15 protein-coding genes are annotated in these 19,938 nt (G+C 62.1%); all 15 read left to right on the top strand.

The window, feature by feature from the left end; all coding sequences use genetic code 11:
* Positions 1 to 10 precede the first annotated feature (10 nt).
* The 15 genes from AC1AUD_RS03315 to cas2e all read left to right on the top strand — a co-directional run bounded on the left by AC1AUD_RS03315 (position 11) and on the right by cas2e (position 19,480).
* On the top strand, positions 11 to 454 hold the full coding sequence (locus tag AC1AUD_RS03315; RefSeq protein ID WP_476572060.1) for an RbsD/FucU family protein: 444 nt from the start codon (positions 11 to 13) through the stop codon (positions 452 to 454).
* Between the two features lie 109 nt (positions 455 to 563).
* Positions 564 to 962, top strand: coding sequence for a helix-turn-helix domain-containing protein (locus tag AC1AUD_RS03310; protein ID WP_476572058.1), 399 nt, complete (start codon positions 564 to 566; stop codon positions 960 to 962).
* Between the two features lie 27 nt (positions 963 to 989).
* Positions 990 to 1,535, top strand: coding sequence for a VapC50 family PIN domain-containing toxin (locus tag AC1AUD_RS03305; RefSeq protein WP_476572056.1), 546 nt, complete (start codon positions 990 to 992; stop codon positions 1,533 to 1,535).
* A 382-nt stretch (positions 1,536 to 1,917) separates the two neighbouring features.
* Positions 1,918 to 3,129 carry an MFS transporter gene (locus tag AC1AUD_RS03300; RefSeq protein WP_476572054.1) on the top strand — a complete coding sequence of 404 codons (1,212 nt, stop codon included), beginning with the start codon at positions 1,918 to 1,920 and terminating at the stop codon, positions 3,127 to 3,129.
* Positions 3,130 to 3,206: 77 nt separating this feature from the next.
* Positions 3,207 to 5,228 carry an alpha-amylase family protein gene (locus tag AC1AUD_RS03295; RefSeq protein WP_476572052.1) on the top strand — a complete coding sequence of 674 codons (2,022 nt, stop codon included), beginning with the start codon at positions 3,207 to 3,209 and terminating at the stop codon, positions 5,226 to 5,228.
* A 166-nt stretch (positions 5,229 to 5,394) separates the two neighbouring features.
* Positions 5,395 to 6,144: a copper homeostasis protein CutC gene (locus tag AC1AUD_RS03290; RefSeq protein WP_476572051.1), complete on the top strand. Its 750-nt coding sequence runs from the start codon at positions 5,395 to 5,397 to the stop codon at positions 6,142 to 6,144.
* A gap of 160 nt (positions 6,145 to 6,304) precedes the next feature.
* On the top strand, positions 6,305 to 7,621 hold the full coding sequence (locus AC1AUD_RS03285) for an ABC transporter substrate-binding protein (protein WP_476572049.1): 1,317 nt from the start codon (positions 6,305 to 6,307) through the stop codon (positions 7,619 to 7,621).
* Between the two features lie 97 nt (positions 7,622 to 7,718).
* On the top strand, positions 7,719 to 8,681 hold the full coding sequence (locus AC1AUD_RS03280; protein ID WP_476572047.1) for a carbohydrate ABC transporter permease: 963 nt from the start codon (positions 7,719 to 7,721) through the stop codon (positions 8,679 to 8,681).
* Positions 8,678 to 9,634 (top strand): carbohydrate ABC transporter permease, encoded by a 957-nt coding sequence (locus AC1AUD_RS03275; protein WP_476572045.1) that lies wholly within the window; start codon positions 8,678 to 8,680, stop codon positions 9,632 to 9,634. Before AC1AUD_RS03280 ends, AC1AUD_RS03275 begins: the two co-directional genes overlap by 4 nt.
* A 219-nt stretch (positions 9,635 to 9,853) precedes the next feature.
* Entirely contained in the window at positions 9,854 to 12,100 is a 2,247-nt protein-coding gene (gnpA, locus tag AC1AUD_RS03270; RefSeq protein ID WP_476572043.1) for a 1,3-beta-galactosyl-N-acetylhexosamine phosphorylase, read from the top strand.
* 133 nt (positions 12,101 to 12,233) lie between these two features.
* Positions 12,234 to 13,307: a phosphotransferase enzyme family protein gene (locus tag AC1AUD_RS03265; protein WP_476572041.1), complete on the top strand. Its 1,074-nt coding sequence runs from the start codon at positions 12,234 to 12,236 to the stop codon at positions 13,305 to 13,307.
* Positions 13,308 to 13,310: 3 nt separating this feature from the next.
* Positions 13,311 to 14,672, top strand: a complete 1,362-nt coding sequence (locus AC1AUD_RS03260; RefSeq protein WP_476572039.1) for a UDP-glucose--hexose-1-phosphate uridylyltransferase — start codon at positions 13,311 to 13,313, stop codon at positions 14,670 to 14,672.
* Positions 14,673 to 14,880: 208 nt separating this feature from the next.
* Positions 14,881 to 18,087, top strand: coding sequence for a CRISPR-associated helicase Cas3' (gene cas3 / locus AC1AUD_RS03255; RefSeq protein WP_476572037.1), 3,207 nt, complete (start codon positions 14,881 to 14,883; stop codon positions 18,085 to 18,087).
* Positions 18,087 to 19,130: a type I-E CRISPR-associated endonuclease Cas1e gene (gene cas1e, locus AC1AUD_RS03250; protein ID WP_476572035.1), complete on the top strand. Its 1,044-nt coding sequence runs from the start codon at positions 18,087 to 18,089 to the stop codon at positions 19,128 to 19,130. The genes cas3 and cas1e overlap by 1 nt, the downstream gene beginning before the upstream one ends.
* On the top strand, positions 19,124 to 19,480 hold the full coding sequence (gene cas2e, locus AC1AUD_RS03245) for a type I-E CRISPR-associated endoribonuclease Cas2e (protein WP_476572033.1): 357 nt from the start codon (positions 19,124 to 19,126) through the stop codon (positions 19,478 to 19,480). Before cas1e ends, cas2e begins: the two co-directional genes overlap by 7 nt.
* The last annotated feature ends 458 nt before the right edge of the window (positions 19,481 to 19,938 follow it).

Below are 19,938 nucleotides of genomic sequence, written 5' to 3'. Positions count from 1 at the left end.
GGGGCTTCCCATGCTCAAAGGCATCGACCCGATCATCCCGCCCGTGCTGCTCAAGGCGATGTGCGAGATGGGGCACGGCGACACGTTGGTGATCGCCGACGCCAACTTCCCGGCCGAAACGGTCGGCCGCGACGCGGTTGTCGTGCGCTGCGACGGCCATGGCGCCAAGGAGCTGCTCAAGCCGATCCTCGACCTGATGCCGCTCGACCAATACGACGGGCATCCGGTCACCTTGATGGAGGTCGTGCCCGGCGATCCGGTGGACACGCCGGTATGGCGCGACTACGAGCGTCTGGTCAAGGCCGTCGATCGGCGCGGCGGGGCCGCCTTCGGCCATCTGGAGCGCTTCGCGTTCTACGAGGAGGCGCGTCGTGCCCACTGCGTGATCGCCACCGGTGAACGCGCCCAATACGCCAACCTCATCCTGCGCAAAGGCGTCGTCTATCCCGACTGATGCGGTCCGGGGCTTCCAGTCCATGACAGATGGCGATGGCCCGGTGACGATGCCCGTGATATATTGGACATATTGGACATGGGTGGGAGGCGTCAAGATGAGCATCGCGATGATTGAAGCGAGGCCAGTGCGTGAGGATCGGCCTTTCATACTGCAGGGGAGAGGCCGCACGTATGAGCTTGACGAGGCGGCGTTCAACGCGGCGATGGACGCGGCGATGGCGGCCTCGGAACAAGATCGCACGATTGGCACGGGCGAGGCCGCCCGTTTGCTGGGGGTGTCGCGCAAGACGGTGCAGCGTATCCTGGACGCAGGTCGCATCCCCTGTCGGCGAAATGGCGAGCTGGGGAACCGCATGATGCGCGAGTCCGATGTGATCGCCTATCGGGATGTCATGCGTTCCGATAGGCGACAGGCCTTGGGTCGTATGCGTGACCTGGCCGTCCGCATCGGCATGTATGAGGAACCGGCTGCGCAGGATGCTGCCGTTGCTGCGCTTGGCCGTTGAAAGCTTGTGCCAAGCGTGGAATCGGTTGTGCTCGATGCGAACATCTTCTTCCATATCTGGATACTCGACCCCATCCTGACTTTGGCGGATGCGGGGCTATTCGAACCGTTGTGGTCCGACGCAATCATGGATGAGGTCAGGCATAATCTGCATCGCGCATGGCGCGACGCCAGCAGGGAGGATATCGACTCATTCCTGGTTCAGATCGATACGGCCTATCCGTGGGCCCGTGTGCCTGATTGGCGCGCGCACATGACGGGACTGGAGCTGCCCGATCCGGATGACCACCATGTGCTGGCGGCAGCCATCGCGGGTGGGGCTTCAAGCATCGTGACCATCAATCTCAACGACTTCCCTGCCGGACAACTCGTCATGCACGGCGTGCGTGCCGAGCATCCCGACATCTTTCTTACCCGTCTGCTTGATACCTATCCCGAACGGGTCATACGGGCGATCGAAGGCATGGTCGCCGACAAACGACGTCCTCCCCGCACCATGACGGAGGAGATCGCTGGTCTGGGACATGCCGGATTGAACCGCTTCGCCGCGCGCCTCGGCACGATGATGCGCTGAATTCTGCTTAGGGACGCCCGGGGGCATTCCCGCGGGACGTGGAGTATGCGACGGCGATTTATTTATTGCTCTGCCTGTCTGAGGTCATCCGCTGCCGTCGGCGTGTCGCCAGTATTTCCAATGGTTCCGCATATGCGAAATAGTTAATTTCGTTTTTATATACGTAAATTTCGTCATAAGCATGTAATTTTTCAGAAATCGGTAGTACTCTTATCTTCTGTACGTAGAGGTATGGGATTCAAAGAGAAGGACAAATGCATGCCGCGCCGCCCAGTGGCGGACGGGATGTTGAGTCTGGGGCGGTCCTTTGAATGCCCTTCCGTGGCGTCAGCCGCGGAAGACTCGATTTCCGGTGCAACGGAGCCGGAAGGAAGGAAAGCATATGGATATCAACAAGGCGCTGCAGTCGAAGAGACTGATGATTGGCGTGCTGTCGATGTCGTTCCTGCTGTCTGCCAGCAATGCGATCAGCGGCACCATCCCCGCCATGGAGGAGGCGTTCTCGAACGTCTCGAAAGCCAATGTGGAACTGCTGACGACGATTCCGACGGCAGGCGTCATGGTTGGCACCGTGCTGACCGGAGTGTTCTCCAACTACCTGGGCAAGAAGAAGTCCGTGCTCTCCGGCTTGTTCATCGCGCTGATCGCCGGCATTCTGCCGGCCTTCTTCCCGGAGTACTGGCCCATTCTGATCTCCCGCTTCTTCTTCGGCGTGGGCATGGGTATCTTCAACCCGCTGTCCGTCTCCTACATCACCGATTTGTATGAGGGCGACCGCCAGCGCAGCCTGCTTGGCTACCGCAACGCCGCCAGCAACCTCGGCGATACGATCATGCTGTTCCTGGCCGGTATCCTGATCGCCTTCAGCTGGAACACCACGTACCTTGTGTTCCTCGTGCTGCTTGTGCCGATCGTGCTCATCACGATGTTCGTGCCGAAGGAGTTCGATAACTTCAATATCAAGAGCAGCACCGTCGACGAGGAGGGACACATCCACGCGGGCGAGGAGAAGACCCGTCCGAGCACCAACGTCAAGGTCATCGTGCTGGGCGTCGTGTTCATGCTGATCTCCATGTTCTACAACGTCATCGCGCTGAAGTTCGCCAGCTATGTGGTCACCGAGCACATTGGCACGGCTTCCACCGCCACTTGGATCTTCAGCTTCCTGGTCCTCGCCGCCATCTTCTCCGGCATTCTGTTCGAGCGCATCTCGAAGATCACCAAGAAGCTCACGGTGTTCTTCTTCGAAGTCATCATCGGCGTGGCCTATGTCGCCATCGCCTTCGTGCACAACGTGCCTGCCCTGCTGGTGCTGGTGCTTGTCTCCGGCTTCGCCTGGGGCATCATCAACCCGGCCCTGACCTCTCGTCTGGTCGATGTCTCCCCGGCCAACTCGATGAACCTGAGCACCTCCATCATCGTCATCTTCATCAATGTCGGCTTCCTGATCTCGCCGTACTTCTTCGCGCTCGTCGCCCAGATCTTCGGCAATGATTCGCCGGTGCTGGCCATCATCGTCGGTGGCGCGCTCTATGTCGTCATGGCCATCCTCGATGTGGTCAGCGTCAAGACCGACAAGCAGCTGACCATCTGAGTCTCCGTCGTCCGGCCGGCTTCTGCGGCCGCCGGACGACTTCCATAGTCATCCAACATAAAAACAAAGGAGTTTCCATGAGCGAGACCAAGGCCTTCCCGAACCGGCAGATCAACCTTGATTTCCATACCAGCCCCTACATCGATAACGTCGCGGGCGACTTCGACGCGGAGGCGTTCGCCGATCGACTCGAGCGTTCGCATATCAATTCGATCACCTGTTTCGCGCGCGACCATCACGGCTACCTGTTCTATCCCTCCAAGAGGCATCCCGACATGCTTCATCCGCATCTCAAGGATCCGAACCTGCTGCTCGAGGAGATCGATGCCTGCCACAAACGCGGCATCCGTGTGCCGATCTACACGACGGTCGGCTGGGACGAATACAGCGCGCTCAACCATCCCGAATGGCTCGCCCGCGATCCCAAGGGGGATCCGATCAGCGGCCAGCCGCTCGTGCCCAAGCCGAATTTCTATGATTCGCTGTGCCTGAACAGCAACTACCGCGCCTATGTGCTCGACCATATCAACGACATCATCGATTCCCTCGGCGCAGAGCGGATCGACGGGTTGTTCCTCGACATCTTCTTCCTCGTGCCCTGCGATTGCGAGCGCTGCCAGGAGCAGATGGCGCGTCGCGGCATGGACCATACCGACATCCGCCAGCGCGAACGCTACAATGCCATCCTGACCGACGAGTTCCGCCGCGAGGTCAAGGCCCTCGTGGACCGTCGCGTGCCGGGCGCCACGTTGTTCTTCAATGGTTCGCACATCGGCCCGTCGAACAAGTCCGCGCTCGACACCTTCACCCATTTGGAGATCGAAAGCCTGCCCGGTGGCGTGTGGGGCTACGACAATTTCCCGATCGTGATGAAATACGTGCGCAACTTGGGCAAGCCTGTGATCGGCATGACCGGCAAGTTCCACACCTATTGGGGCGACTTCCACTCCCTGAAGAACATCAATGCGCTCGAATACGAGTGCTTCCAGATGCTCACCATGGGCGCCGGCTGTTCGATCGGCGACCAGCTGCACCCGTGCGGCAGGCTGTCGGACGCGGCCTATGACCTGATCGGCGAGGTCTATCGGCAGGTGGAGGAGCTGGAGCCATATACCCTTGGCACCGAGGACATGGTCGACATCGCGATCATGACACCGGAGCGCGAATGGACGATGGACAGCACGCTGTCCGATTCCCTGATCGGCGCGAACCGCATGCTCACCGAACTCGGATGCCAGTTCGACATCATCGATCCGGACATGGATTTCTCCAAGTACAAGCTCATCGTCCTGCCCGATGAGATCGTCGCGACCGACGAGCTCAAGGCCAAGCTGCTTGGTTTCGTCAAGGCCGGCGGCAAGGTCATCGGCACCTATATGTCCCTCGATTCGCGTGACGACACGGTCAGCGAGCTCTATGGCAACAGCATGCTCGGCGACTCCTATTGGGACCGTGACTTCGTGATGCCCAACGACACGATGGGCGCGGGTCTGCCGCGCGAGGAATTCGTCATGTATGAGCGGGGCGCCCGCGTCCGCCCGGTCGATTCCGAAGTGCTCATGGACTCCATCGAGCCCTACTTCAATCGCGAGGGCAAGTTCTTCTGCTCCCACCAGCATGCGCCGTCCACCGGCCGCAAGGGCTTCCCGGCCGCCACTCGCAAGGGCGGGGTCATCTACTTCTCCCACCCGCTGTTCCGCATCTACCGGGACTACGCGCCGGCGTGGGTCAAGCGGATGATCGCCGACGCGCTCGACTTGCTGTTGCCCGAGCAACTGGTGCGCAAGCAGGGCGAACGCACGATCAGCGGTCTCGAGGTGCAGCTGCGTCGTGCCCCGGCCCGTGGATCGTTGATGCTGCACTGCCTGTATTATCCGGTCAAGAAGCAGGCGACCAATCTCTATACCATCGATGAGAAGGTGTCGCTGGCCGATCAGAAGGTGCGTGTGCATGTCGGTGATGCCAAGGTTTCCTCGGTCACGGCGGTGCGTGATGGCCGACAGCTGCCGTCTGACGCGTGGAAGGTCTGCGATGGATGGCTTGACCTGACGATTCCTTGCATCGATGGCTACGAGATTTTGGAAATCGCCTTGGCCTAGGCCTCGATTCGTGTCCCGGCGTCCGGTGAACGATTGATGTCCGGCCCCGTCTCATGCCTTTTCCATGGGACGGGGCCGTGCTCATGCGCTCGCTGGTATTCGAGCGGACGGTCTTTCACTGATACGGTGGGGGCTGCGGAGGGACGCCTGTCGATAAGGAGAACATATGAGACTGGAGATAGCGGTTCAGGACATCGAAGGTGCGCGTACCGCAAAGCAGGAAGGCGCGGATCGTGTGGAACTATGCGCGGCTCTTGGTTCCACCGGTGGGCTGACCCCCAGCATGGGCATGGTGCGTGCCTGCGCCGATCAGGGACTTCCCATGGGGGTGCAGGTGCTTATCCGTCCGCGGGGTGGCTCCTTTGTCTTCGATGATGAGGAGAAGGCCGTGCAGCTCGATGATGTGCGCGGTGCTATCGAAGCGGGAGCCCAGGGCGTTGTCGTCGGAGGATTGTTGGATGACGGCACGCTTGACGGGGCCTTCGCCGCCGAGTTGGTGGATGCCGCGCGCCGGGCGGGCGAAGAGGTTGGACGGCATGTGGATGTGACGTTCCACCGAGCCTTCGACGTGGTGCCGGATCGTATCGAGGCGTTGGAGCGGCTGATTGCGTTGGGGTATGATCGCATCCTCACCTCGGGCGGTGCGTCGAGCGTTCCGGAGGGGATCGAGTCGCTCCGGGAACTTTGCTCCCAAGCCGCCGGACGTATCCAAATTCAGGCCGGAGGCGGGTTGACCGTCGAAGCGGTGGCCATGGCGAGGCAAGCTGGAGTGGATGCCGTCCATGCTTCCGCCAAGTGTCTGGTGTCTTCCCAGGGCGGTCCCGGTGGAGGCGGCGATGCGCCGATTGAACGTACGGATCGAGCCAAGGTGCGAGCGCTGGTCCGCGCGGTTCGCGCCGTGCCTCCAGTGGCATGATTGATGCGGCGTGAGAAACCTCTTTGTTTGCCTTCATCAGCTCGAGGGGGATATGGTCGATTCGTAAGCGAGGTTGACAATATCTTGGTTGAAGGACTAGGCTCGTATTAGTCGTCACACCGACGTGCCGACAAGTAAGGACCATGAAGGAGTGGAGAATATGGTTTCACGCAATCGTTTTATGATCGGCTTGGCCTCCGTGGCTGCCATGGGCATGGCCCTGGCCGGATGCGGTTCCAGCGGCAACACCGCTGACACCACCGATGACACGAAGTCCGATGGGCCGGTCACCATCACCTACCTGCACCGTCTGCCCGATGGCGATGGCATGACCTTGGTCAACGACATCGTCAAGAAGTGGAACGACGAGCATCCGGACATCCAGGTCAAGGCCACCAAGTTCGACGGCAAGGCCTCCGAGATGATCAAGAAGCTCGAGACCGACGTCAAGGCCGGCAACGCGCCCGATCTGGCGCAGGTCGGCTACGCCGAGGTGCCCGAGGTCTTCAACAAGGGCCTGCTGGAGGACGTGACCGAGGAGGCCTCCAAGTATGAGAGCCACTTCGCCTCCGGCCCGATGAAGCTCATGCAGATCAACGGCAAGACCTACGGCCTGCCGCAGGACACCGGCCCGCTGACCTATTTCTACAACAAGGCCGAGTTCGACAAGCTGGGCATCTCCGTGCCCACCACCCAGGACGAGCTCATCGAAACCGCCAAGAAGGCCGCCGCGGCCGGCAAATACATCATGAGCTACCAGCCCGATGAGGCCGGCAACATGATCTCCGGTCTGGCCGGCGCGGCCGAAGGCTGGTACAAGGTCGAGGGCGACGCTTGGAAGGTCAACACGGAGACCGACGGCTCCAAGGCCGTGGCCGATGTGTATCAGCAGCTCATCGACGCCAAGGCGACGCTGACCGCGGCGCGTTGGACCACCGACTTCGACGCCGCCATCCAGAACGGTTCGCTGATCGGCACCGTCGCCGCGGCTTGGGAGGCCCCGCTGTTCATCACCTCCTCCGGCGGCACCGGCGCCGGTCAGTGGCAGGTCGCCCAGATCGGCGACTGGTTCGGCAACAAGGGCAAGACCGGCCCCGACGGCGGTTCCGGCGTCGCGGTGATGAAGGGCTCGAAGCACAAGGCCGAGGCCATGGAGTTCCTCGACTGGTTCAACACCCAGGTGCCCGATCTGGTCTCCCAGGGCCTGGTCGTGGCCGCCAACACCGAGAAGGCCAAGACCCCGACCGCGTGGTCCGAGTTCTTCGGCGGACAGGACATCATGGCCGAGTTCGCCACCGCGAACGACAACATGGGCGAGTTCGCCTACATCCCCGGCTTCTCCGCCGTCGCCACCGCGATGAACGAGACCGCCGCCAAGGCCGTCGACGGCTCCGGCAAGGTCGCCGACATCTTCTCCGTCGCACAGACCACCTCGGTCGACGCGCTGAAGAACGCCGGCCTGTCCGTCAAGGAATGACGGCCCGGTCGGTGACCAACCGATAAGCCAATCCAAGGCCGGGGCGTGACGCCACGTCCCGGCCTTTTCGATACCACTCAAAGGTGAGGGGATCCATATGTCTGCTGCAACCAAGGCCGCCGCGCCGTCGCATGCGGCCAAACCCAAGCGTTCGAACGCCGCGAAGCGCGAGAACCGCACCGGCTGGGCGTTCATGGCGCCGTTCGCCATCATGTTCGCCCTGGTGTTCATCCTGCCCATCTGCTGGGCCGTCTATTCAAGCTTCTTCCGCCAGGTCTCCGAGGGAGGCGGTGCCTACGGCGGCGGCGAGCTGGTCAATAAGTTCGTCGGCTTCGAGAACTTCAAGTATGTCCTGACCTCCGGCGCGTTCTGGGCCGGCACCGGGCGTGTGCTCATCTACACGCTCATCCAGGTGCCGGTGATGATCATCGCCGCGCTGGCGCTGGCCATGCTCATCGACTCGTTCGTCATCAAGCACGTCACCGGATTCCGCCTGGGATACTTCCTGCCCTACGCCATCCCCGGCGTCGTGGCCTCGATCATCTGGGTCTACCTCTACAACGGCCAGATCTCCCCGATCGTCAAGGGGCTGGCGGCACTGGGCGTCAACGTCGACTTCTTCGCCAACAACGTGCTGCTCGCCTCGATGGCCAACATCACCACCTGGACCTTCACCGGATACAACATGCTGATCTTCCTGGCGGCCCTGCAGGCCATTCCGCACGACCTCTACGAGGCCGCGCGCATCGACGGCGCCAACGGCTGGCAGATCGCCATGCGCATCAAGCTGCCCAATGTGCGCGCCGCGGCCCTGCTGGCCATGCTGCTGTCGATCGTCGGCACCATCCAGCTGTTCAACGAGCCGGAGATCATGTCGACCGCCGACCCGGGCATTCCGAAATCGTATACGCCGATGATGATGGCCATGTACACCTCGCGCGGCTCGATCACGCCCTCGGGCGACGGCCCGGCCTCGGCCATCGCCATCGCCATGGCCGTGATCGCCGGCGTGCTCGCCATGGTCTACGCCCTCGTCGAAAGGAAGGTGAGCGAGCAATGAGCGCCGCGACCTCTGACAAGCTGACCCGCGAGCAGATCCGGGCGCGCAAGAAGGCCGACCGCATCCGCGACAGGCATGCCAACGACCTGCCCCGCTCGATGCAGCCCTCGAAGTTCGTCAAGATCCTCACCGGCATCGTGCTGGTGCTGGTGCTGCTCTACTTCCTGTTCCCGATCTACTGGGCCATCATCGCCTCCACGAAGACGCCCGCCCAGATGACCGGCTCTAACGGCATGTGGTTCGCCGTGGGCCTCGAGGACCTGCCGAACGCCATCGCCACGAACTACTCCAAGCTGCTGGGCTGGACCCGCGGACAGTTCTGGCGCTGGGTGTTGAACTCGCTGCTCTATTCGGGCATCTCCGCGCTGATCGGCACGCTGCTGAGCGTGATGGCCGGATATGCGACCGCGAAGTTCAACTTCCGCGGCAAGAACATCGCCATCGGCGTGGTCATGGCCTGCATGCTCATGCCCGCCGCGCTGCTGACGATTCCGCAGTATTCGATCTTCCACACGCTCGGCCTGACCAACACGATGCTTTCGATCATCATCCCGTGCTGCGTCTCGCCCTTCGGCTTCTTCCTGGGGCGCGTCTACGCGCAGACCTCGGTGCCGAACGAGCTGCTCGAGGCCGCGCGCATCGACGGCGCGGGCGAGGCGAGGATCTTCTTCACGATCGTGCTGCGGATCCTGGCGCCCGCGATGGTGACGATCTTCCTGTTCCTCTTCGTGGCGACGTGGAACAACTTCCTGCTGCCGTTGATGATGGTCTCCTCGGATTCGCTCAAGCCCGTGACGCTCGGCCTCTACGGCATGGTGTCGCTGGCCACGTTCAACGACCGCGGCGCCCTCATGATGGGCGCGCTGCTCGGCGTGCTGCCGGTCATCGTGCTCTTCCTCGGCCTGCAGCGCTACTGGCAGGCCGGCCTCGCCGCCGGCGCCGTCAAGGGCTGACTTTCTTTTGTCGTTTCGAGCGGAGCGATATCCTCCTCGTCATCCTGAGCGAAGGCCGTAGGCCGGAGTCGAAGGATCTCACCTTTTAGTTACCACAAGCAATGAGATTCTTCGACTCCGTTCGCTAGCGCTCACTTCGCTCAGAATGACAGAGGAATAGACTTCGCCTTCGCTCAGAATGACAAATAGCATTTATTTCATCGTGCAAAGGAGCACTTTATGACAACTGGACGCTTCACGCTGCCGAGCGAATCGAATTTCGCCGAGAAAACCAAGGAACTGGCCGAACTGTGGGGCGCCGACGCGATCCGCAACTCGGACGGCACGCACCTCGACAAGGAGGTCGAGGCGCTCGGCAAGAAGATCTATTCCGCGTATTTCCCCACCCGCGCGCACAACGAGTGGATCACCAAGCATATGGACGAGACCCCGCAGGTCTATCTGCTGACCGACCGCATCCTCGCGGAAGGCGATGCCGTCGACATCCCCCTGATGGACGGCTTCTTCGCCGAACAGCTCGCGCCCAACCGCGACGCCGACCCGCGCAAATACTGGGAGGTCATCGACCGCACCACCGGCGAAATCGTGCCGACGGAACGCTGGGAACTCGACCCCGCGGCCGATGCCGTGCATGTCACCGGCGTCACGCCGATGCACGAATACACTGTCTCCTTCCTCGCCTATATCATCTGGGATCCGGTGGAGATGTACAACCATCTGACCAACGACTGGGGCGACAAGGAGCACGAGATCCCCTTCGACATCGCCCACGACGCGACGCGCGGCTTCGTGATGGACACCTTCGCCAAGTGGCTCGAGGCCAACCCGCAGGTGGATGTCGTGCGTTTCACGACCTTCTTCTACCAGTTCACGCTGCTCTTCGACCCCAAGCATCGCGAGAAGATCGTCGACTGGTTCGGCTGCTCGTGCACGGTCTCGCCGAAGATGCTCGACGAATTCGAGAAGGAATACGGCTACCGCCTGCGTCCCGAGGATTTCGTCGACGGCGGCGCCTACAACTCCGCCTGGCGCGTGCCGAGGAAGCCCCAGCGCGATTGGATCGACTTCCTGACCGCCTTCGTGCACCGCAACGTGAAGACCATGGTCGACATGGCGCACGCGCACGGCAAGGAGGCGATGATGTTCCTCGGCGACCAGTGGATCGGCACCGAGCCCTACAAGGAGGGCTTCGACAAGCTGGGTCTCGACGCGGTGGTCGGTTCGATCGGCGACGGCGCGACCACGCGCATGATCGCCGACATTCCGGGCGTCAAATACACCGAGGGCCGCTTCCTGCCATACTTCTTCCCCGACACCTTCCACGAGGGCAACGACCCGTCGATCGAAGGCCTCGATAACTGGCGCAAGGCCCGCCGCGCGATCCTGCGCTCGCCGATCGCGCGCATGGGATACGGCGGATACCTGTCGCTGGCCGCGAAGTTCCCGAAGTTCGTCGACACGGTCACGCATATCGCCGACGAATTCCGCGACATCCACGACCGCACGGGCGGCGTGGCCGCCGAAGGCGAGCTCAACGTCGCGATCCTGAACTGCTGGGGCAGGATGCGTTCCTGGATGGCCTATACGGTCGCGCACGCGCTGCCGAACAAGCAGACGAATTCGTATTACGGCATTCTCGAGGCGCTTTCCGGCATGCGCGTGAACGTGCGCTTCCTGAGCTTCGACGACGTGCTTGCCGGCGGTGTGCCGGACGATGTGGACGTCGTCATCACCGGCGGCCCGGTCGACACCGCGTATTCCGGCGGCGATGTATGGGCCGATCCGAAGCTCGTCGAGACGCTGCGTGCCTGGGTGCGCGGCGGCGGCGCGCTCGTCGGCGTGGGCGAGCCGAGCTCGCTGGCGCGTTTCAGCCCGGGACGCTTCTTCCAGCTGGCCGATGTGCTGGGCGTGGACGAAGAGCGCTTCCAGACGCTGTCCGTCGACAAGTACTTCCCGCCGCTGGCGGCCGAACACTTCATCACGGCCGACGTGCCGGTCGACCCGTCCGTCGTCAAGGCCGCGAACGAGGCCCGTCGCACGCCGCTGTCGGGCTGCGGCGGCGGCCAGGCCGGTCCGGTCGGCGGCATCGACTTCGGCGAGCCGATCGCCAACACCTATCCGGTGAACGAGAGCGTGACACTGCTGCGCGCCGACAACGGCGAGGTGCAGCTGGCATGCAACGAATACGGAGCCGGCCGCGGCGTCTACGTCTCCGGCCTGCCGTATTCGGCCGCGAACGCGCGTCTGCTTGAGCGCATCCTGTTCTGGGGCGCGCACAAGGAGGCCGATTACGCCGCCTGGTCGTGCTCGAACCCCGAGTGCGAGGTCGCGCACTGGCCGGACAAGGGCCTGTTCTGCGTGATCAACAACACCGACCGTCCGCAGACCACCGAGGTCACCCGCGGCGACGGCACCACCGAAACCGTCGAACTGGCGCCCAGCGGACTGGTGTGGCGCCAGGCGTAGCGGCCTGACGGGCGGACCATCGGTTTTGCCTGTGGTCCGCGGATATCGGGCCGTTCTGAACCCGCCCCGTCCGACTTCCCGTCGGCGGGGCTTGGGCATACCATATGCATGAAGAAAAAAGGAAGGGGTTCCCATGACTTCCATCGATCCCACGCTCGCCGCGGTCGCGGGGCGCTTCGCCTTCGACGGCACCGTCGCATCCATCGAACCGTATGGCGATGGGCATATCAACACCACCTATCTCGTCGTCACCGACTCCCGCCGCTATATCCTGCAGCGGATGAACACCTCGATCTTCCCCGACACCGAGGGCCTGATGCGCAACATCGAGCTGGTCACCGCCGCCCTGCGCGCGCAGGGGCGCGAGACACTCGACCTCATCGACACCAAGGATGGGAAGACCTGGTGCTCCGAGGCCGGCGGCGCCTGGCGCGCCTACGCCTTCATCGAAGGCACCAAGTCCTACAATCTCGTGGAGGATCCGGCCGTGTTCCGCGAGGCCGGCGCGGCCTTCGGCGACTTCCAGAATTTCCTCGCCGACTTCGACGCCTCCCAGCTGACCGAGCCGATCGCCCACTTCCACGACACGCCGCACCGTTTCGAGGACTTCAAGGCCGCGCTCGCCGCCGATCCGCTCGGGCGCGCCGCCGGTTGCCGACGCGAGATCGACTTCTTCCTCGCCCACGAGGACGTCTATCCGACGATCACCGACGGGTTGGCCGACGGGTCGATTCCGCTGCGTGTGACGCATAACGACACCAAGCTCAACAACATCCTCATGGATGCCGAAACCGGCCGTGCCCGCGCGATCATCGACCTCGACACGATCATGCCCGGCTCGATGCTCTACGATTTCGGCGATTCGATCCGCTTCGGCGCCTCGACCGCGCTCGAGGACGAGAAGGATCTTGACAAGGTGCATTTCTCGACCGAGCTGTTCGAGGCCTACGCGCAGGGCTTCGTCGGCCAGCTGCGCGGCGCGATCACGCCGCGCGAGGCCGAGCTGCTGCCGACGGGCGCGATCATGATGACCTTGGAATGCGGCATGCGTTTCCTGGCCGACCATCTGGTTGGCGACACGTATTTCGCGACGAAATACCCCGAGCACAATCTGGTGCGCGCCCGCACACAGATCAAGCTCATCGAGGAGATGGAGGCCAAGGCGTCCGAGACACGGACGATCGTCGAACGGATCATGGAGGGCTGAGGCATGGTGGATATGCAGACCGCCGACGCCAAGGTCGCCTTCGCCATCGAGCACTTGGGTCTTGATCCGCGCGATGTCGACTGGGCGCGCAATATGCTGCTCGCACTGCCCGAGGACGCCGGCGAGGACGAGGTGATGGGCGCGCTGTCGCTGCGCCCCTCGGTTTTGCAGGACCGTTTCGCCGCCATCGAGGCCGGGCAAGGCGGCATGGCCGCGATGCAATGGTTCTACGACTATTGCGTCGCCTCCGGCTATGTCAAGCGCGCGCAATTGGAAAGCAATCCGCGCTTCGATTCGCACGGCTTGGTGGTGACGATCAACCTCGCCAAGCCCGAGTTCAAGAACATGAAGAAGGCCGCCGCCGGCAACGCCGTGAGCGGCGGATACCCCAAGTGCACGATATGCCATGAGAACGAGGGCTATGCGGGGCGCGACAAGCGCACGCTGCGCACGGTGCCGGTGACGCTCGGCGGGCAGGACTGGTTCTGGCAGTTCTCGCCCTACGGCTATTTCGACCAGCATGGCATCTGCGTGAACCGCGAGCACACGCCGATGCATGTGGACCGCGACACCTTCGGGCATCTGCTGGACTTCGTCGACTGTTTCCCCGGCTATTTCCTCGGCTGCAACGCCGCGCTGCCGCGCATCGGCGGTTCCGTGCTCGCTCACGACCACTATCAGGGCGGCGGCGAGATCCTGCCGATGTTCCGCGCCGGGGTGTGGGGCGGGGCGCTTGCCCTGCGCGGACATGAAGGCGTGCGCGTCGAGATCCTAGACTGGCCCGGCACCGCCGTGCGCCTGATCGCCATGGACCGCGACGAACTGATCGAGGTCGCCGACGCGATTCGCGCCGCATGGGTCGACTATGACGACGAGGCCGCCGGCATCGCCAGTCATGACGCCACCGGCGCACGGCAAAGTGCGCTGTCGCCCTCGGTGATCCGCACCGAACGCGGCTACGAGATGAGTCTGATCTTCCGCAACAACGCGGTCTCGGACGAATTCCCCGAGGGAATCTTCCACGCGCATCCCGAGTTCTGGCCGATCAAGCAGGAGCCCATCGGCCTGATCGAGGCGCAGGGCCTGTTCATCCTGCCCGGGCGCTTGGTCGACCAGCTCGGCTCGATCGAGACGGCGCTCGCCGAAGGCCGCGAGGATCTGCCGGAGGAGGTCTCGGAATTCTCGTTGGTCTGGAACGAGCTCACCGCCGCGCTGAACGGCTCCCGTGACCGCGAGGCCATCCGCTCTGCCATCGCCGACGAACTCGGCTCGGTCTGCCACCGCATCCTCGAGAACACCGCCGTCTTCAAGACGCCGGCCCAGACCCGGGCGTTCCTGGAATCGCTCGGCTTCGCCGCCGTCTGAGCTCTGCCGCAAGCGTGCGGGAGGTACGACATCCGCCACGCCTCCCGTACGCTTGCGGTCGCCCCTTGTGTCTCTTCATATATCGCGAATGTCAACGGCGTCATTCGTCGCATCCATTTCCTTGAAAAGGTGCCGTTAGATTTTTCGGGACATGACGGCGCTATGAAATGCGGAGTATCCTTGCACTTGCTGTGGCAAGGAGGCTGTTATGCGCGATACCGGGGTGGGGCTATCCGAACGAGCGCGCTCCCTATGGGGCAAGACCAATCGCGAGGACGATTCGACTTGGTTGCCGCTATATGTGCATATGGCCGATTCGGCTGCAATGGCGGAAAAGCTATGGGATTGCTGGCTTCCGAGGGGAACTAGAGAGATCGTCGCCCGAGATTTGGGCGATGACGAGGAACTCGCGCGGAAGATATATGTGTTTCTGGCGGGCATTCACGATATCGGCAAGGCCACGCCTGTGTTCCAAGCCAAGCCCATTCGCGGGGCATTCGGTGGCGAAGAGACATCGAGTTTGGCCTGGAAAGCGGAAAAAGCGGGTCTGCCGATGATCGGCGGACTGATCGATACTAGCAAGCCCACGCATCCCATCGCCGGCGAAGTGATTCTCGAGCGGTATCTGCGGCAGGAGTGCGGTTGGAATCGCAAAGCGGCGCAATCATATGCATGTGTGGTCGGCGGCCATCATGGCACGCCGCCCAGCGCGGAAGCCCTCAGATATGCGCGGTGCGAGCAAACGCGGGCGGGGCTTGACTCGCCGGCTTGGAGCGACACGCAGACCGAGTTGCTGAGGTTCCTGAGAAGTCGGGCAGCGTTGGACGATAAGGATATGTCGGTTGCTGCGGAGCATCGGCTAAGCGCGCAAACCCAAGTCGTGCTCACGGGCTTGGTGATCATGGCGGATTGGATCGCCAGCAACAGCGATCCCGATATGTTCCCGCTGGTGCCGCTCATTCCAAGCATGGACGGTGATGGCTTTTACAAAAACGAAGCCGATGATATCGACACGTGGCCGGGATTGCGGCGACGCGCCGAACGCGGATGGGCATGCGTGAATCTTCCCCACGCCTGGGAGCCTGCGGATATCCCCTCATGCGAGGAATTGTTCGGCAGTCGCTTCCACCTGCCGAAAGGTGCGAGCATCAGACCGATGCAGCGTGAGGCCATGGCCATTGCACAGCAGGTTGAGGAACCTGGCTTGATGGTGATCGAGGCGCCGATGGGCGAAGGCAAAACAGAGGCGGCGCTTGCGGCCGCGGAAGTGTTCGCCAAGCGAACCGGCAGGGGAGGGGTGTGCGTCGCGTTGCCGACCATGGCCACCACCGATGCCATGTTCTCCAGGGTCCGCGATTGGCTCGCGGCCCTGCCCCAGGAGTCCGACGATATTGAGAAATCGATGTGGCTCGCGCATGGGAAGGCGCAGTTGAACAAGGATTTCCGAGGCATCATCGCGCAATCTCATCGCCGGGTTGACCAAGTGAATGACGATGAACGTGGGTTGCGAGCCGATAGGCGGGGACGGCGTTTCCCGGATGCTAAGCCCGAGGCCGTGGTCTCGGAATGGCTGTGGGGACGAAAGAGGGGAGCGCTGGCCAACTTCCTGGTGTGCACGGTCGATCAGGTGCTTATGGGTGCCCTGCAAATGAAGCATGTGGTGTTGCGGCAGCTGGCGCTCGCAAACAAAGTGGTGATCATCGATGAATGCCACGCCTACGATGCCTACATGCAGGAGTATCTGCGGGGCGCTTTGGGCTGGCTCGGGGCGTGCCGCACACCCGTCATCCTGCTGTCGGCCACATTGCCGGAGCGTCAGCGCAGATCGATGATCGACGCGTACCTGCGTGGGTGGAATGGGGCGCAAGTAGGATGCGAGAATCCGGAAATGGAGTTGGACGGCCAGGATTCGGATTCCTATCCGTTGATTACCTATACCTCCGGCGGAACGGTGGGGCATCGTGACATCCAGCCGTCCGGTCGGAAGCTTTCGGTGGCATGCCGCATGCTGCTGGATGACGACGACAGTCTGGTTGGATTGGCACAGCGTCTTCTGCGGGAAGGCGGCTGTCTAGGCGTGATATGCGACAGCGTGCGGCGTGCCCAGCATGCCTTCGATATTCTGTCGGAGCGGTGCGGGGATTGTCAGGTGAAGCTCACGCATTCCAGATTCATGGATATCGATCGCATGTCCAACGAAACCGAGCTGCGCGAGCTGCTTGGGCCTCACAGCACGGTGTCCAATGGCAAGCGGCCCGAACGATTGATCGTGGTGGGCACCCAGGTGCTGGAACAGTCCCTGGACATCGATTTTGACGCGTTGATCACGGATATCGCGCCGGTGGATCTGCTTATGCAACGAGTGGGACGGCTCCATCGTCATCATCGTGGCGAGGGTGAATGCGAGCGGCCGGCAGGATTGCGCAAGGCGGTGTGCCATATCCGCGGCATCACGTCATGGGAGAACGGCGTTCCGTCCTTTGATGACAGGGTTGAGCGTGTGTATTCCTCCGCGTCGTTGATGGAAGCATTGGCCGTCACGGGGTTGACGACTGAGAGTGCTTCATCGGAGCAGTCGCTTCCCGAAGACATCGCCCGCACGGTGCGTGAGGCCTATGGTGATGGGATTCGTTCTCGAATTCCGGAGCCGTGGTTGGAATCCTATGATCCGGCCTGTGCCGAGCGCGAGCGTGAGCGGGAGGATAAGAGGAGGCGCGCGGAGTATATCTCACGTATCGCACTGAATATGGCGCGGTTCGAAGCCAGGCAACTCGTGGCATCGCCTTATCGCATGCACGCGGCGGTGGAAAGCTCGTTCCCGCCCGACAGCGTGCGTCAGAACGATGAGGGCCGCATCCTGTGGCGGTTGGATGAATTCTCTTCCAACCGCAGCACATGGCTGTATGTCGTCAGTCCGGAGCGCCCGGATTTCACCCATATCGTGGAGCAAGCGGGATGGCCGTTGCATGCCGAATGGGAAACCAAGGACTATGCGCCATTGCTGGAGCGCATTGCCCAAGGGCAGTGCTGGCAGTTCAAGCTGCGGGCGAACCCGGTGCGCACCGCCAGGGAAGACAAGGGGCGCAGACAGCGTTCATCCGGTATCGTCGGGAAAGTTCAAGGGCATGTCACCGTGGCCCAGCAGACCAAATGGCTGCTTGATCGCGCGGAGAAGCATGGATTCCGAGTCCTGAGCGAGGGTGAGGTGGCCGACGTCGTTGTCTCTCAACGGCATCGTGAACGATTCCAGCGTGGTGGCGACACGGTGACTTTGACGACGGTGACCTTCGAGGGAAGGCTCGAAGTGACGGATGCGTCTGCATTCCGCGACACGTTGTGCCACGGATTGGGACGGGCCAAGGGATTCGGCTGTGGCCTGATGACCGTGGCGCCCATCCGAAACGATGTGGCGTGATGGATGCGGAATCAAGCAATCCTTGGGACGACGTGCCAGGCAATTCGCGGACAGTGGCGCCGAAGAAGGTGACGCGTCGTGCCTCTGCCGGCACGCCACCGCCGGAGCTCAACGAACTGGTGCGTGCCGAGGATCGGTTGTCGTTTGTGTATTTCGAGCACTGCATCATCGAGCGTGACAATAACGCCATCACCGTGACGGACGATACCGGCGTCATCCACGTGCCGGCCGCCGCGCTCAGCGTGCTTATGCTCGGCCCCGGAACCCGTGTGACCCATCAGGCGATGCTGGTCATCGGCCAGAATGGCGCGACGGTGATATGGGTGGGGGAGCGTGGCGTGCGCATGTATGCCTTCGGCAAACCGCTGACCCATTCCTCGGCTCTGCTGCAGCGACAGGCCATGCTGGTCTCAAATGTCAGACGGCGGTTGGCGGTTGCTCGGCGGATGTACCAGATGCGGTTTCCCGATGAAGACGTGAGCGGATTGACCATGCAGCAACTGCGTGGTCGAGAAGGAGCCCGTGTGCGTCGCGTATACCGGCAATGCTCTGCCCGGACCGGAGTCGAATGGGACAAGCGGACATATGACCATGAGGATTTCGAAGCGGGAAACGACATCAACAAGGCCCTGTCCGCAGCCCACACCTGTTTATATGGGCTTGCGCACGCCGCCATCGTCGCACTCGGATGCTCACCGGGATTGGGATTCGTGCATGTGGGGCACGAGCGATCCTTTGTGTATGACATAGCCGATTTGTACAAGGCGGAGCTCTCCATACCTGTGGCGTTCGAGACGGTCGCGGATGCGCCGGATGATGTCGGTTCCGCCACGCGCCGTCGTATGCGCGACGCCGTGTATGACCTATCCATCATGCAGCGCATGACACGGGATATTCGTGCGTTGCTTTCGGATGGCGATGCCTCGTCTGTGGGCGACGAAAATGGGGTCGACCACGTTGGCCTATGGGATGGCGCGGATGGAGAGGTGGAGGCCGGCAGGTCCTATGGGACGGATGTCGAGGAGGACGTGGGGGAATGGTGATCGTCATATTGACCGCATGCCCGGTCGGATTACGCGGAGACCTGACCAGGTGGCTGCTGGAGATTGCTCCGGGAGTGTTCGTCGGGCATGTCAGCGCGCGGGTGCGTGACCGGTTGTGGGATCGTGTCGTTGAGCTGGCCAAGGACGGGCGCGCGATCATGGTGTATTCGGCGCGCAACGAGCAACATCTTGCATTTCGTGTGCGCGGTGCCGATTGGCAGCCTGTGGACTGCGAGGGCTTGGAATTGGTCAAGCGACCGATCGAATCCAAGGACTCCGCTTTTTCCGGGCGTCGCCGTCATGGTTGGAGCAACGCGAGCAAGTATCACGCTGCTCGCCATTATTCCTGATTTTCAGTGTTTCCCTACGCCCTCGTCTGAACTTGTTTAAATGCAGTGCTCAAAGGAACTTAATCCTTGGAATATTTTTGTTGGCTGAGGAAGTTCCGCAAGTCCCTTACCCTCAGCAGGTCGCTCAACTTGGCGGCATTCCTTAGTTCCATGTTGGAAGGGGATTGCGCGCGGCCATTCGCGTCCAAAATGGCCGGAATGCAACTCGTCGTGAGTGCATATCCTGGCCATCCTGACGAATGACTTAGGATTGGGAGGCCGGAACAACACAAGAACGTCCTTTGACAGATGAAACTCCATGTAGCCGCTATAAAGCCCGCCGCGATTGGGACAATACATGCAGCCTATAGCCGTCCGGCACACGCCCGTAACGTTCTATCTCGGAATGCGCCAGCTCGCATAACTCAAGCGTCAGCGAACTATCGAACCCGCGCCAAACGCTCCAAATCGGCGTCGAA

The sequence above is a fragment of the Bifidobacterium sp. LH_730 genome, assembly GCF_056355835.1.
Note: the sequence above shows the minus strand (reverse complement) of the source record. Positions and strands in the feature narration are given on the sequence as shown.